This is a genomic window from Binatus soli (SeqCode) (assembly GCF_050015535.1).
GTDB classification, from domain to species: domain Bacteria; phylum Desulfobacterota; class Binatia; order Binatales; family Binataceae; genus Binatus; species Binatus soli.
In genome coordinates this window covers 24778-39745 of the sequence record NZ_JBEKBF010000022.1, presented here as the reverse complement: position 1 = coordinate 39745, position 14968 = coordinate 24778, and the positions used below count along the sequence as shown (strand labels likewise).

The following is a 14968-nucleotide window of genomic DNA, read 5'->3' as shown; positions in this document are numbered from 1 at the left end:
CAATGATCGCGTGGCGAGGGCGATGCGTAAGTTGACTCTCATCTTAGCGATCCTTACACTTGATTCTTTGGTGTGGTTCACTTGCCTTTGTATTCTCGTCTGTATAAATGAGGCTACTTGATTCCCGGCTCGCGGTCGCAATGGCGGCCCGCATTGCGCGCCGATTTTCACGCATCGCATCGGCGGCCAACGCCCGCGCCAAACGGAAGCAAAACGAATGAAGCAGAAGTACGAAGGTAAGGACCTACAGGGTCTTGTCGATCTCGGCCGTGAGCAGGGCTACCTGACCTTCGAGCAGGTCAACGACTACCTGCCGCAGGATGTCGCTTCACCGACCGACCTGCGCGCCGCGCTGGACAGCTTCGAGGACCTTGATATCAAGGTGCTCGAGGAAGTCCCGACCGAAGGCGCCGACGAAGTCGAGGTCGAAGGCAAGGAAGAGCCCGAAGAAGCGCCCGAGGCCGCGCCGGCGGCTGCAGATTCGCTTGGCGAGTCGTCGGACCCCGTCCGGCTCTATCTCAAGGAGATGGGCAACTTCCAGCTTCTCTCGAGGGAACAGGAAGTCGAAATTGCCAAGCGCATCGAAGCCGGCGAGAACGAAGTCGAAGAGGAAGTGTTGGGCTCGCCGATCACGCTCGATTTCGTGATTCGAGTGGGCGAACGCGTGGAGGCAGGCGAAGCCGATCTGCGCGATGTCTTCGAGGACGCCGCCGAAACGCCTGACGAACCCGACGAAGAGCGCGGACCCGAAGCCGACGAGCGCCAGCGCAAGAAATTGACGCTCGCGACCAGGAAGCTCACCGACCTGCGCGCCAAAATCGAGGCAATCGAGGAAGAACTCCGCAACAAGCCCGGTCCGCGCCGCAAGCCCAACCTCGACAAGAACCTGACCCGTCTGAACGAGCGCGTGAAAAAGGAATTGCGCGCGATGGCGTTGTCGCGCCGCCTGATGGAAGCGGTGATCGGCGAGATGCGCGACTTCCTTGAACAGTTCCGCATCGCGCAGCACACGATCGCGAAGTACGAGGAAGCGACCGGCCGCTCGCGCACTCACCTGCTCAAGGAAGCCGCCGAAGCCGAAGACCGCCGGCACGTCCTGAAGATAAATGATGTCCGCGAGAACCTGCTCGATATCGCGGCCAGAATTCGCTTGGCGCAAAAAACTATTCGCGAAGTCGAAAAAAAGGCCAAGGACACCGGCGAGGAATACGCGCGCAAGCTCGAGACCATCGCCGCCGGACAGGACAAGAGCCGCCGCGCGAAAAAGGAGCTGACCGAGGCCAACTTGCGCCTCGTCGTCAGCCTGGCCAAGCGTTACACCAATCGCGGCCTTGGCTTTCTCGACCTCATCCAGGAAGGCAACATCGGCCTGATGCGCGCGGTGGACAAGTTCGAGTATCAACGCGGCTACAAGTTTTCGACCTACGCGACCTGGTGGATTAGGCAGTCGATGTCGCGTGCGATCGCCGACCAGGGCCGCACCATTCGCATCCCGGTCCACATGGTCGAGACAATCAACAAGCTGCTCCGCGTCACGCGCCTGCTCGTGCAGCGGCTCGGCCGCGAACCCGGGCCCGAAGAAATCGCGGAGCAGATGGAGATGCCGCTGGACAAGGTCCAGAAGGTGCTCAAGATCGTCAAGGAACCCATCTCACTCGAAACGCCAATCGGCGACGAAGAAGAAAGTTCGCTCGGCGATTTTGTCGAGGACGAACTCGCGCCGTCGCCCGTCGAGGCTGCAATTCAGGGCAACCTCGGCGAGCAGACGCGCAAGGTGTTGGCCACGCTCACCCCGCGCGAGGAGCAAATCCTGCGCATGCGCTTCGGCATCGGCCAGAAGACCGACTACACGCTGGAGGAAGTCGGCAAACAATTCGCCGTCACCCGCGAGCGCATCCGGCAGATCGAGGCCAAGGCGTTGCGCAAACTGCGCCAGACCGGCAGATCGCGCAACCTCGAGGGCTTCCAGGAGCGCGGCGGCGAGTAGCGGCCCGACGTTCCGGCAATGTGATTTAAGGGCTCGGATGCAATGTGAAGGCGACGGCGGTGTTCACATTGACGCCTGACGCCACCGAGCGTACCTTAAATATTACGTATTACGAGGGATGCGATGGGCAGTCCTAAGGAACAGAGGAACGACGTAATCCGCGATGCGGGCAGCGCGTTTTCGACAAGTGAAACGCTCGTTCTTGACGAGCGTACTTGGGAGCAGTTCGTCGCGGCCTTGGAGAGTCCCCCGCGAGATATTCCCCAGCTCGTGGAGTTGTTCCGCGCGAAAGCGCCTTGGGATTAGCGCGTGCCGTTCGCCCGTCCCCGGCTCATGGAGCATGGGGATGTTTCCCGCGCGCAAAGGTTTGATTGCGGCGTCCCCGTTCTCAACGATTGGCTTCAAAAGCATGCGTGGCCAAGCCATCAGGGTGGCGGCGCGCGCGTGTATGTGACTGTTGAACCTACCCAAGACCTGATAGCCGCGTACTTCTGCCTCTCTGCCTCTCATACCGATCGCACGGTCGCCCCGCCGCGCGTGTCACAGGGGATGGGACGGAGTCCTATTCCTGTGGTTCTGATCGGCAGGTTCGGCGTCGATATGCGCTTTCAAGGAAGCGGCCTCGGAACGTTTATGGTCCGGCACGCATTCGAGGAAACTTTGAAGACCGCGCAATGGTTCGGCATTCGCGCCGTCATGGTAGAGGCCAAGGATCAAAACGCGGCGAACTTTTACGAGGGCCTTGGCTTCACCGCTTCGGTCAGTGATCCGCTTCGTCTCTTCATCATGATCAAGGACGTCAAAAAATCGATCACCGTCGCGGCGATGAACCCATAACGATTTTTCATTGGCTGGGGTGATCCGGGCGTTTAGGGACAGATGTCGCGCGAGTCGATTGCGGGCGAGCGGGACCTGAAGGCTGGGCGATCCGCGTGGTCGGGGGCACGGGCCGGGAGCCGAGGCCGCAAGGCGGCGCGGGATCACGCTCGATTCCGCGTTGAATGAAATCCCCGTTTCGCGCGCACTTTGTTCTTTCCTGATCGATGCTGGTCCTGCTAGGAGTTAGAGTCTGTTACAGGCGCCTTCGCCCCCGGCCTTTCGTTTTTCGTCGTTCACTCTTCGACGCCGGCCGCATGGTCCTGATGGAGCGCAAATGAACGAGCAAGTTACCCGCCAAATCTTCTGGAACATCCCCGTTCCGTTCATCGTGCTGATGTACGCCATGCTCGGGCTGCTGATCGCCGGGTTCATTTACGCCGGCCTCCGCTGGTACCGGCTGCTGAGTCTCGGCGTGTCCGACGATCGCCTCGATCATCCACTCCAGCGCCTGCTGCTGGCGCTGCGCGATTCGTTCGGCCAGGGCAACGTGATTCGCGAGACATGGGGATGGATGCATTACGCGTTTTACGTCGCATTTGTCGGACTGTTCATCGGTACGACGATCGTCGTGATCAACAGCGACGTGCGCGATCTATTCGCTCTGTTCGGCCTCGATTTCTACTTTTTCTATGGCGATTTCTATCTTTACTTCAAAGTTGCGATGGACACCTTCTTCATCCTGCTGATCCTCGGCGTGCTGATGGAAGGTGCGCGGCGCGCTTTTCGCAAACCCACCGTGCTCAATGAGCCGCCTGCGGAGAAAGTCCGGGACAATCTCGAGAACCGGCTCGGCTACTGGTTCCCGATGTCGATGATGGTGCTGGCTGCCGTCACGGGCCTGATGCTCGAGGGCGCGCGTATCAACGCCGCGCATCCCGCGTTCACCGAATGGGCATACGTGGGACGGGTCGTGGGCCGTATCGAGGGCGCGCTCGGCGCCGGCTCTGCTTACCATCGATGGCTGTGGCTGGTGCACGTGATGTTCGTGTACGCGCTGCTGTTCTGTTTTCCGTTCACCAAGCTGCGTCATTTGATCTTCGGCCCGCTCAATCTGTTCTTCCGTAACCTCGGTCCGCGCGGACGGCTCGCGCCGATCAAGGATTTCGAGACCGCCGAGACGTTCGGCGTCTCGCAGGTCGAGGATTACACGTGGAAGCAGCTGCTCGACATGGGATCGTGCCTCGAGTGCGGCCGCTGCACGATCAACTGCCCCACCGTCAACACCGGCAAAACGCTGAATCCCAAGTATCTTGTGATCGAACAGCGCGAGCATCTGCTCGACAAGGCGCCCTTTCTGCTCGCGGCGAAGGCAAACGGCAGGCAGGGCGGCGGCGCCGAAGCGCCCACATGGGACGGCCCTGACATGATCACGCAGGTCGCGACCGAAGAAGCGGTCTGGGCATGCACGACGTGCGGATGGTGCGAAGAGGGATGCCCGGTCGGCATCGAGCACATACAAAGAATCGTGGACATGAGGCGCTACGACGTACTGATGGAGTCGAGGTTCCCGACCGAACTGACGGGAGCCTTCAAGGGAATCGAGAACCAGGGAAATCCATGGGGCCTTGCTCGGGAAAAGCGCGCCGAATGGGCACAGGGACTTGAAATTCCCGAGATCGCCGAGCTCGACGATCCGTCAGAGATCGACGTGCTGTATTGGGTGGGATGCGCCGGCTCGTACGACGAACGCATCCAGCGCGTAAGCAAGTCGTTCGCGGCCTTGATGAAACAGGCCGGCGTCAAGTTTGCGATCCTCGGGCGCGAGGAGACCTGCACCGGCGACCCGGCCCGCCGGCTCGGCAACGAATACCTGTACGCGACCGTCGCGGCGCAGAACGTCGAGACGCTCAATCGCTACAAGCCGCGGCGAATAGTCACTCAATGCCCGCATTGCTATCACAACCTGAAGAATGAGTATCCGGACTTCGGCGGTAACTATACGGTCGTGCATGAAGCCGAGTTTATCGACGAACTAATCCAGGCCGGACGTTTGAAGCCCCGCGCCGAGATCAACCAACGCATCACCTATCACGACCCGTGCTACATGGCGCGTCACAATCGCAAATGGGACAGCGCACGAAGCGCGCTCGGCGCGATCCCCGCCGCCGAGGTGGCCGAGGTCGAACAGTCCAAAAATCGCACCTTCTGCTGCGGCGCGGGCGGTGGATGCTTCTGGAAGGAGGAACACGAGGGCACGCGGATCAATCTGAAGCGCTTCGATCAATTGAACGAGGCCGAGCCCGAGTGCATCGCGGTGGGATGCCCGTTCTGCATGACGATGCTCGAAGACGCGGTGAAGTCGCGCTCGCTCGAAGAGAGCATACGCGTGCGCGATCTCGCGGAACTGGTCGCCGAATCCACCGGCGCAAACACAAAGTGAACAGCGCCTGCGCGAGCAATGGCCACCGGAGACGCGCGCAGGCATCCGCATCAACCACGATTTAGTTTTTCGCGTTGGATCGACACGACGAGCGGGGCCCCGACGGACCCCGCTCGTCATTTATTTGTTCAACTCACTCGCGACGGTCGAATGAATCCCCGCGCAAGTTCGCGTGGGCGACTCAATGCGCCGCCGGCGGCGCGCCCGCACCCGGCGCGCCTGCACCCGGCGCCATCTTCATTGAGCCCATGCCCGGCGCGGCCGGCAGTTCTTTCTTGGTGAAGCCTGCAGGAACCGCGAAATCGGCGTCCGCCAGCTTCTTTGATTCGACCTTCTCGACCGTCTCGCTCATCACGACCGGCGGGCGTTTCGCCATCATGTCGTTAATCTTGGCGGCCTGCTCCGGCGCCATCCCCGGCATCGAGACGTGCCCCATCTTCATCGTCGAGTCCGTCGCGAGTGGCACTCCGTCTGGAATCTCGCCGCCGCTGGTCGGAACGGCGCCTGTGCTCTTGAGCTTGTCCGCCATATTTTTCTCGAACGCCGAAAACTCCGCGGCGCCGGGCACGGCAGTCGAGAAGCATTCCTTGACCGTGTAGTCGCCCTGCATCATGTGCCCGCCGCCGTTGTAGTCGGCACACTTGTAGCCCGCGATCTCGCGCGTGGTGCCGGCCTTCTTGAAGTTCATCGCCGCGCTCTGGCTCGCCGCCATCATCGCCGCCATCTGCCCCTTGGGCGGAAACTCGATCTCGAAGTAGGTCTTCGCCTTCGGATCGATCACGTACATCTTCCCTTTGTCGAGGTCAGTGATGATCGTGTGACGCTCGGTCTCCGTCTTCTGCTTGTTGCCCTGCACCGAAATGGTTTGTACGGCGTCGCGAGTGTTGGCCCCGTTGGTCACGTGCTGCTTTTGCGTGATGACGACCCCGGCGGCCGCGGGAAGCGCGGTCATTGCGAGCGTCATCCCCGCAACCAGGGCGGTTAATTTTCTCATAGCGATTGCTCTCCTTGTGCTCGTTGCATTTTTATCACAGAATCGCGCCCCGCCGCGGCGGCGCCCATCATATCGCCGCGCTGCTGCACGACCATCCGATGTATCATCAGGCTCAGCAGCCCGAACAATACCCATACCATTTCTTTGATTCGGCGGAGAAACCCCACCGCGAAGCCTATCCCCGGCGGGTAACCGAGCATCCCCACAATCAGCGCCTTACCGCCCTCCTGGCTTACCAGCTTGGCTGGAATCAGAAAGGTCGCGCGTTCGATCAGCAGCCCAACCGCCTCGACCAGCAGCGCTGTCTGTAACGACGCCGGCTGATGCAGCAGCCGCAGCAGGATATAAATTTCGAGCGGCCCGAAACTCCACGCGGCTGCATAGCACAGGCACGACGCGGCGAGCCGGCCGCGATGGTGCGCGTAAAGATCGAGCAACACCGCGTCGGCCTCATCGGCGGACTCGCGGATTTCGTCGACGTTGATTTTGATTCGCCCGATATTGAACTTGGTCGCGGCACGCCACAGATACGAGAACGGCCGCTTCATCTGCACGAAAAAGAAGCCCCCCGCCAGCGCCATCGCCAGCGCAAACCCGCCCACTATCGACCAGTAGAGGTTGGCGGCTACCGGTATCAGGCGCAGCGAAATCACCAGCGCGATCGAGAGAAACACGATCTGCCCGACCGCTTCGGCCAGCGACGCGACGATTACCGTCGCCAGCCCCACCGGCATGCGCAGTTTCTCGCGCACATCCACCGCCATCACGAACTGCCCCCCGAGCTGCGCCGACGGCGTCACATAGTCGATCGCCTCACCGCCAATTCGCGCCGCAAACAACTCGATGAACCTGAGCTTCGGTGGATAGTCCTCAATGGTGACCCGCCAGCCGAGCGTGTTTGCGATTCGCGCCAGCGCCTCCAGCGAAATTGTCAGCGCCAGGCCCCATCCTGCCATCCGCACGTAGCCAATCACCTGTCCCGGCCCATAATGCGTCAGGAACCAGGCGTAAAACGCGATCGCTATAACGATGAAGTATGTCTCGACGCGGCGCATCGGCAGGTGGAGACCGCCTCTATGGACGGGCGGCAACCGATGCATTCTTTCAGTCGCGCCCCACCTGCGCAACCCAACGCCGCCCCACCCGAATGCCCCCCCCCAAGCCGCTCTAACAGGGCGAAGCCCGCATCTTTCTTTATCCTTACTAAGGTTCAGGAGCTGGCGTCCGCCCTACGGCTCGTCGCCGTGCTGGAACAGGCGCATCAACTCCTCGAGCGTCGCCGGCGGCTTGTGCGCCGTCTCCAGCGTGTCGCGAACGTGATCGACCGACCTCATTCCGACCAGCGCCACGTCCACACCCTGCGTCGAGCGGGTGAACTGAATCGATCGCTGCGCATCGGTGGCGAAACCGCTGAACGCCTTCGCGACGATTGGCGGCAGCCCGCGCGATAACTGCCCCTGCAGCAGCGTCGCGCTCGCCGAAACCGCGACTCCGAGCGCCTTCGCGGCAGCCAGCGTGGTCGCCTTGCCGCCGTGCACGATCTGGTTCGATCGCGTGACAGCCTCCGGCATCGCGAGATTGTACGGCAGCTGGATTGCGCGAAAATGATGCGCGTCGCCGCCAACCTCGCGCGCGATTCGCATCAACTCGTCGAGCGAGAGCCATCCGCGCTCCGTTGGCGCCGCCCGGTAGCCGTTCCACGTCGCGGTCCCGTACACGCCGATCTTTCCGTCGGCCACCGCACCTTCCAGGAACTCGAAAATCGTCGCCATTCTCGCCAGGAACTCATTGCGTTCGACGGCTTCGAGCTGTGTCTCGGGATTGTGGATGTAATAGATGTCGATCGTCTCGAGATTGAGATTCTTGCGCGACAACTCCAGCATCGTGCCGATGTACTTCGGCGTCATGCAATGCGATCCGTCAACCAAATCGGTGGGCGCGACGATTCCCGTCTTCACGTAGCGCTCTTCGAACCACGCGCGCGGATTGGCCGGCACGCCCCCGTCAAACGTTATGTAACCGCCCTTGGTCGCGACGACCACCTGCTCGCGCGCGATCTCGCCAGTTTTGGCCATCTCGCCAATCGCTTTGCCGATATTCCGTTCGCTGCGCTGGAAGCGGTAATTCACCGCCGTATCGATCAGATTGATCCCGCCGCGAAGACTCGCCTTGATCGCCGCTTCGTAGAACCGATCGGTCTCGTCGTCGGGATCGCCCAGGTATGTGCCGATTCCGATCGATGAAACCGACACCCCGAGCACCGGCCGGAAATTTCCCGGCAACTCCGGGAACCGGCTCGCGTATGCGGCCGTAGCTGCGGCGGTCGCGCGCCCCTTAAGCATCATGCCGTTTCTCCCGTGCGCCCTCGCGCCCGTTGCCCGGTTGCGATGAATACTTGCGAAGAAAAAGACTGCGGACCGATCGTCGGCTCGATGTTCTCGCCAACCTTCGCGAACCCACCATCGTCGATATGAACGGCGAGCTGCGGCGCCGAGTAAAATACCTCATCATCGTCGTCGTCGACGCGCCTGGAGAAATCGGTGGGAAGTTGTCTGGACGTGGTGAAATCCTGTTTTGAGGCTCTGTTGATAGGTTACTTTTATCCTTAAATATCAGCTATTTAGCGCAACTTTACGAGAATTTTAGGAGCATCGTTGACATGGTTCGGGCGCGTCATCTAAAGTAAAACACTTTTACAAACCGCGCTTCGCGAGGATTGAGAACCGCCAGCGCGGTATCGGAACGCCGATGGTGAGACGCGACAAAACCAACTACGTCATCCAATCCGTCGCCCACGCGCTCGATGTGCTCGAACAGTTCTTCGGCGACGTCGACGAACTCGGCGTAACTGAACTTTCCAAGCGGCTCAAGCTGCATAAGAACAACGTGTTTCGAATCTTAGCGACGCTCGAAGCGCGCGGCTACATCGAACAAAACAAAGCCACCGAGAATTATCGCCTCGGAATCAAGTGTCTGCATCTCGGACGCCGTTACATCCATCATATGGGCTTGGTGAGGCAAGCGCGCCCCATCCTCGCCGATGTCGCCCGCAAATGCCGTGAAAGCGCATACGTCGCGATCGTCCGGCGCGACGGCGTCGTCCCGCTCGAAGCGGCCGAGGCCGAAGATCGCGCGGTGCGCATCACGCCGCCCATCGGAATTACCCTGCCGCTTCATTGTACGGCGGCCGGCAAGGCGCATCTTGCCTTCGACGCCGAGGAGCAGCTCAAGTCGGCGTTGCCCGAGACGCTGCGCCGCTTCACCGATCGGACAATCGTCGATCGCGCCGCTCTGTTCGCGCAGCTTGAAGCAGTCGCGCGCGACGGTTACGCGGTGGATTCGGGCGAGTTCATCGAAGAAGTGTCGTCGGTCGCGGTCCCGATTCGCGACTACACGCGCTCAGTGGTCGGATCGATTGCGGTCGCCGGGCCGGCCTATCGCATCGGGCCGGAACGAATCGCCGCCGAGATCGCGCCGAGCCTGCTCGAGGCCGGCCGCGAACTGTCGCGTCGCCTCGGCTACAACGAATAAGTCTTTATCCCCGCAGATGCGAAACCCGCCGTGGGTTTCGCGCATCCTTGGGCAGGGATGACCCTTGGCCGTTGGCACGGCTGGCCAGTATTAAGAGACCGCGCGCCTGCGGCAGGTTAAGGGGAAGAGGCGGTTGCGGGCGGTTGCCGGGGTTGGCGGGGTGGGGCGGGCATTAGTGTGGTTTGACTAACGGGCGGGGCGCTGTTAGAAATTTTTACGTTCCTCGGCTCTATTTCCGGGCAACCTCGTGTGTTTTCGGATTCAACCGATGCATCAACGAATTCGTGGAGTTTAGTGCTTTGAAGATTCTAGTACCAATCAAGCGAGTTCCCGATCCCGCCACCACCATCCGCGTCCTCCCCGACGGCACCGGCATCGCCACCGACAACGTGAAATGGGTCATCAACCCGTTTTGCGAAATCGCGATCGAAGAAGCGCTCCGCATCAAGGAGAAGCAGACCGGCGAGGTCATCCTCGTCACGGTCGGCCAGTCCACCTGGCAGGAGCAATTGCGCACCGGGCTGGCGATGGGCGCCGACCGCGCAATCCTGGTCAAGACCGACGCCGCGCTCGACTCGCTTGCAATCGCGAAAATCCTCGCGAAAATTGCCGGCGACGAGAAGCCCGACCTCATCATACTGGGCAAGCAGGCGATCGACGACGACGCGAACCAGGTCGGGCAAATGGTGGCCGAGATGCTGGGATGGCCGCAGGCGACATTCGCATCCAAGATTGAGATTGCGGCCGACAAGATTTCGGTGATGCGCGAAGTTGACGGCGGTCTGGAGACAATCGCGTTCAAAATCCCCGCCGTCATTACTGCCGATCTTCGCCTCAACGAGCCGCGCTATGCCTCGCTGCCGGGAATCATGAAGGCGCGCAAGAAAGAACTGAAAGAGATTGCGGCCGACAGCCTGGGCGTCGATCTCGCGCCCAAGCTCAAGGTAAAGACTCTCGCCGCTCCGCCCAAGCGCCAGGGGGGGCGCAAGGTCGCGTCGGCGCAGGAGATGGTGTCGCTGCTTCACACCGAAGCAAAGGTTATTTGAATCCGGCTTTTACGATCGCGAACGGCGGAGTGAATTGACATGGGTGACGTTCTGATTTTCGCGGAGCATCAGGGGGGACATTTCCCCAAGTCCACGCTGACCGCGGTTCACGCGGGGCTCGAGCTGGCGAAAAAGCGCGGCGGCAAAGCCGTCGCGGTGGTGGCGGGCGACGCGCCAGAGGCGGCCGCGGGCGAAATCGCCAAGTACGGCGTCGCCAAGGTAATCGCGCTGGCGCATCCGGCGCTGAAGAACTATCTCGCCGACGCGCACGCGCAGGCGCTCGCCGCACTTGCGAAAAAGGAAGGCGCGGAATTTGTAATGGCGACGGCAACTGCGATGGGCAAGGACCTGTTTCCGCGGCTGGCCGCGCGCCTCGGCGCCGGAATGGCGTCGGAAATCACCGCGATCAACGACGACCAGACCTTCGTGCGCCCCACTTACGCGGGCAACGTGATGGCGACGGTCGAAATCGACGGACCGATCAAAGTATTGACGGTGCGCGGCACCGCATTCGACGCCGCCAAGCCGGGTGACGGCGCTGCGCCGGTCGAAAAGCAGAATGCCGAGATCGACGCGGGCGCTCTCAAGATGGAATTCGTTTCGTTCAACGCGACCAAGAGCGATCGCCCGCAACTCACCGAGGCGCGGATAATCGTTTCGGGCGGGCGCGGCCTCAAGGCGGGCGAAAACTTCAAGGCCGTGCTCGAGCCGCTGGTGGACGAGTTGGGCGCCGCGATGGGCGCGTCGCGCGCGGCGGTCGATGCAGGCTTTGTGCCCAACGATCTGCAAGTTGGACAGACGGGCAAGGTGGTTGCGCCTGAACTTTACATCGCAGTCGGGATTTCAGGCGCGATACAGCATCTGGCCGGGATGAAAGACTCGAAGGTCATCTGCGCGATCAACAAGGACGAAGAGGCGCCGATTTTCGCGGTCGCCGACTACGGCCTGGTCGCCGATCTGTTCAAAGCGGTGCCCGAGATAACCGAGGAAATCAAAAAGCTCAAGCATTCGTAGTCCATGCGCGCGGCAAGCATCGTTTCGATGCCCGAATTGAAGCACAAATTCCTCAGCAGCAACTGCATCCGGATGCATTACGCCCGCACTTGACGTTAGGGATGAAGTTTGCTCTAGTGGCCCGTGAACATTTTACACGTCGACTTTGAAACGACAGGTTTCGCGGCTTAACGGGAGGGTATCTTCGATGAGATCGGTTGGCAAAATATTGAAAGTAGCAGCGGTTACGGGCGGATTGCTCGTGTTTGCGTGCCCGCAAGCATGGTCGGCAAGTGCGGATCCGAAGGTGTATACCGAGAGCTGGCAAGACAAGGAGTCATGCACAAAAGTCGGCGGCTCCACTTCCTGCGACTTAGTTTCCGCCGGCAGCTTCACCATCACCGCGACGCTTCCGCAGACCACGACGACCGGGAGTATTAGTCCCAGCGCGCTATTGGGCGCGACGGTCAACATCTCCTTGGCCACTGCTGGTAGTGGGAGCGGCACTGCTACTAGTACTAGTGGCGCTTCCCGTCGCAATTCTAAGCACCCCGCTCATAAGAAAGCGGTCCGCGAGGGTACTAGCACGACGTCCTCGACCTCAGCTCCCACCGAACTCGGTTTCTTCTACACGGGCACGGTCGAACCCAAAAATGGATGGGCGGTAATTGAACGCAGCGGTAAATCCACCGCCAGGCTTGTAAAGACCGGGCCAAATTGCGGGAACCCGAATGTCAAATATGGGGAGATTGTGCTGACGGTCACCGCTGGGTGGGTCAAAGTTGCTGTCACCGGAAGGACGGGATCGAATTCCTGCGGTAATGAGTTCCTGAATCCCGTTTATGCCGAGAGTTTCGTAGGTCATAAAGCCGGGCCGGTGTCGGAGCCGAACGCGCTAGCCCTTGACGTCGGTGTGGGCACCTTCGCGTACAATGCCGGGGGTGTGGACGATGTATCGGTGACTGGCAAGGTGAAAACCAAGAAGGGAAAAGAAAAGATTGGAACAGGATCATCAGCGGCCTATCCTGAATTGTACGACGTGAGCCTTACAGGGACACTGTAGCCGTAGATCACTGTAGCCGTAGATCGTCGTAGTGCCACGCGCCTGCCGTCTACGAGTCGACGGACGCCCCGAGCGCTGCCGGACCGAGGGACCGAACCATGATACCGGACCAAGCGCGCAGCGTGGCCAGCAGCGTTGGAACTGCAACGGGAGAGAGCGCCGACCGCCGAAATGGCGGTCGGCTTCCCGGGGCCGGAAACCACCACTTCGCGCATCCACAACCCTCGAGCCGGGCGGAGTTTTCGCCGAGCGACGCGGTTCTTATCTTCGTCCATTTGTACAAGACCGGCGGCACTACCCTCAACAGAATCATCGAATGGGAATATAAGCTGCCTCGAATCTGTAGCGTGGAGCCGACTTGGTGGCGCTCGTCCTATCAGGAAATCATGCGCTGGCCACGGCCACGACTGGCCCGCATGGACGTATTCAAGGGTCACATGCCGTTTGGCCTGCACAACCTCTTGCCCCGTCCTGCCAACTACATAACGGTTCTTCGCGAACCAGTTGAACGCGCCATTTCAGACTACTACTTCGCGCGCCGGTTCAAGCCCCACCGTAACCATCGCGCCGCAAATCGGTTGACTCTCGAGGAATACTTCATACAGAAGCATGAGCACAACCTTCAGTCGAGAATTCTTGCGGGCCCGAATTCACACGAGCTTTTCCCCAGCGTGTGTGACGCCGCCATTTTGAGCATCGCCAAGGAGAACCTGGCCCGTCAATTCACCGTGGTTGGACTGACCAAGCGCTTCGACGAGACACTAGCTCTGCTCAAAGTCGTGCTCGGCTGGAAAGTCAAACGATATAGGAGCTTTCGGGTAGCTGATAACCGCATCCCGAAGCAACTGGTTGCGCCTGCGACTCTCGCACTGATCCAGGAGTGGGAACGATTCGATCTCGCCTTGTATGACTATGGGGTGTCGCTATTCGAGGAAGCGCTTGCCGCGCACCGCGAAGCTGTTGAGGAAGCGCTGCTGGCGATTCGCAAGGCAAGAGATATGACGCCGCTGGAATCTCGCTACTACTGGGTGTCTTCCATCGCTCGAGCCGCGGTCTGCCGCGCTCGCTCATTGCTGTGAGCACGCGCCAGCGGGGTGACAGCGAAAGCAATCACTCCAGGCAGCGCGCCAAGCGTAGTACTGACGAACCATAGCAGCCCCAGCGCAATGGCATTGGTCCGGCCCATACCAGCCATGCCGAAAAGTACCAGATATGCGCCCTCGCGAACTCCCAGGCCGTTCACGGTTAGCGGCAAACTCGCGAACACGCCGGCGATTGGCACGCAAAAGAGGAACAAAGTGAGAGACGCATCGATGCCAACCCCGCGGGCAAGCAGGTATTGGCAGACCGCGAGCGCACTTTGCACCACCATCGAGATCACCAGAGCGGCCAGCATCGCGCCGGGATGTTCCAGATACGCAACGATGAAGCTCGCGTAACGGCTGAGTCGCGGTGGCATCATATGAACGAGGCGGATGACTAGCGGGCTGGCGACAAAGGCCGCCAGGGTGATTAGACCAATTCCGATTGGAGGAGCAGTCACGACGGCTGACAGCCCTGCGCCATTCAGGAAAATCGCTGCGATTGCCGCCAGCCAGAAGAGCCCGATTAACCCTACGATGCGATCCGCGATCACGGACGCGAAGGCTTCGCCCAGGCGGCTGTTCCGGCGCCCAAGATAAATGGCCCTAAGCGCGTCGCCGCCGACCACGCCCGGGACTAGAGTGTTCGTGAAAGTTGCGATGAAGCGAAGGGCGACAAAATCGGTGAAAGACGCGTAGAGCTTCAGAACCGCGGCGAGCAGCTGCCAGCGGTATGCTGATATCACCTGGGTCGATACATAGACACCTATCGCGGCCACGAAGTATCTCGGCTGCTCGCGCGCGAGCAGCCGAAGAACCGATCTGGCATCGTAACGCCAAACGAGGAAGGTTACGATCGCGACGCCAAGAACCGCGCGAAGCGCGAAGCCAGGATACGAGCGACGTTTGGAAGGAAGGTCACCTTGAAAGCTAGCGTTTTGGTCGTCAGCCCTGAGTGTACTCGATTTCAGAGTCGCATACTTCGCCATTCTACACCCAGCCCGATCGGTGGA

14 protein-coding genes are annotated in these 14968 nt (G+C 60.6%); 10 read left to right on the top strand and 4 right to left on the bottom strand.

All coding sequences use genetic code 11. The features are described from left to right. Positions 1-217 precede the first annotated feature (217 nt). The 4 genes from rpoD (at position 218) to ABR989_RS15610 (ending at position 5246) form a co-directional block, all read left to right on the top strand. Positions 218-1987, top strand: coding sequence for an RNA polymerase sigma factor RpoD (gene rpoD / locus ABR989_RS15625; RefSeq protein ID WP_428130242.1), 1770 nt, complete (start codon positions 218-220; stop codon positions 1985-1987). Positions 1988-2110: 123 nt separating this feature from the next. After that, a complete protein-coding gene (locus ABR989_RS15620) occupies positions 2111-2293 on the top strand; it encodes a type II toxin -antitoxin system TacA 1-like antitoxin (RefSeq protein ID WP_428130241.1) in 183 nt (60 codons plus the stop codon). A gap of 144 nt (positions 2294-2437) precedes the next feature. Next, positions 2438-2824 (top strand): GNAT family N-acetyltransferase, encoded by a 387-nt coding sequence (locus tag ABR989_RS15615; protein WP_428130240.1) that lies wholly within the window; start codon positions 2438-2440, stop codon positions 2822-2824. Positions 2825-3140: 316 nt separating this feature from the next. Further along, the gene (locus ABR989_RS15610) at positions 3141-5246 is read left to right on the top strand and encodes a heterodisulfide reductase-related iron-sulfur binding cluster (RefSeq protein ID WP_428130239.1); all 2106 of its coding nucleotides are present in this window, start codon (positions 3141-3143) and stop codon (positions 5244-5246) included. Between the two features lie 181 nt (positions 5247-5427). On the opposite strand, the gene ABR989_RS15605 is transcribed toward ABR989_RS15610, so the two are convergent. From ABR989_RS15605 to ABR989_RS15595, 3 genes are all read right to left on the bottom strand, one after another. Then, positions 5428-6240, bottom strand: coding sequence for a DUF4412 domain-containing protein (locus ABR989_RS15605; RefSeq protein WP_428130238.1), 813 nt, complete (start codon positions 6238-6240; stop codon positions 5428-5430). Next, positions 6237-7340, bottom strand: a complete 1104-nt coding sequence (locus tag ABR989_RS15600) for a lysylphosphatidylglycerol synthase domain-containing protein (RefSeq protein ID WP_428130237.1) — start codon at positions 7338-7340, stop codon at positions 6237-6239. The genes ABR989_RS15605 and ABR989_RS15600 overlap by 4 nt, the downstream gene beginning before the upstream one ends. A gap of 129 nt (positions 7341-7469) precedes the next feature. Continuing rightward, on the bottom strand, positions 7470-8585 hold the full coding sequence (locus tag ABR989_RS15595; protein WP_428130236.1) for an aldo/keto reductase: 1116 nt from the start codon (positions 8583-8585) through the stop codon (positions 7470-7472). A 50-nt stretch (positions 8586-8635) separates the two neighbouring features. On the opposite strand from ABR989_RS15595, the gene ABR989_RS15590 reads away from it, so the two are divergent. From ABR989_RS15590 to ABR989_RS15565, 6 genes are all read left to right on the top strand, one after another. Next, positions 8636-8818: a hypothetical protein gene (locus ABR989_RS15590; protein WP_428130235.1), complete on the top strand. Its 183-nt coding sequence runs from the start codon at positions 8636-8638 to the stop codon at positions 8816-8818. A 170-nt stretch (positions 8819-8988) separates the two neighbouring features. Beyond that, complete coding sequence (locus tag ABR989_RS15585; RefSeq protein WP_428130234.1) at positions 8989-9771, top strand: IclR family transcriptional regulator; 783 nt, start codon at positions 8989-8991, stop codon at positions 9769-9771. 299 nt (positions 9772-10070) lie between these two features. Continuing rightward, the gene (locus ABR989_RS15580) at positions 10071-10817 is read left to right on the top strand and encodes an electron transfer flavoprotein subunit beta/FixA family protein (RefSeq protein WP_428130233.1); all 747 of its coding nucleotides are present in this window, start codon (positions 10071-10073) and stop codon (positions 10815-10817) included. 39 nt (positions 10818-10856) lie between these two features. After that, on the top strand, positions 10857-11831 hold the full coding sequence (locus ABR989_RS15575; RefSeq protein ID WP_428130232.1) for an electron transfer flavoprotein subunit alpha/FixB family protein: 975 nt from the start codon (positions 10857-10859) through the stop codon (positions 11829-11831). Positions 11832-12018: 187 nt separating this feature from the next. Further along, positions 12019-12873, top strand: a complete 855-nt coding sequence (locus ABR989_RS15570) for a hypothetical protein (RefSeq protein WP_428130231.1) — start codon at positions 12019-12021, stop codon at positions 12871-12873. Between the two features lie 98 nt (positions 12874-12971). Beyond that, positions 12972-13952, top strand: a complete 981-nt coding sequence (locus ABR989_RS15565; RefSeq protein ID WP_428130230.1) for a sulfotransferase domain-containing protein — start codon at positions 12972-12974, stop codon at positions 13950-13952. On the opposite strand, the gene ABR989_RS15560 is transcribed toward ABR989_RS15565, so the two are convergent. Continuing rightward, entirely contained in the window at positions 13895-14944 is a 1050-nt protein-coding gene (locus tag ABR989_RS15560) for a lysylphosphatidylglycerol synthase transmembrane domain-containing protein (protein ID WP_428130229.1), read from the bottom strand. The two genes, ABR989_RS15565 and ABR989_RS15560, sit on opposite strands and share 58 nt — an antisense overlap. Positions 14945-14968 lie beyond the last annotated feature (24 nt).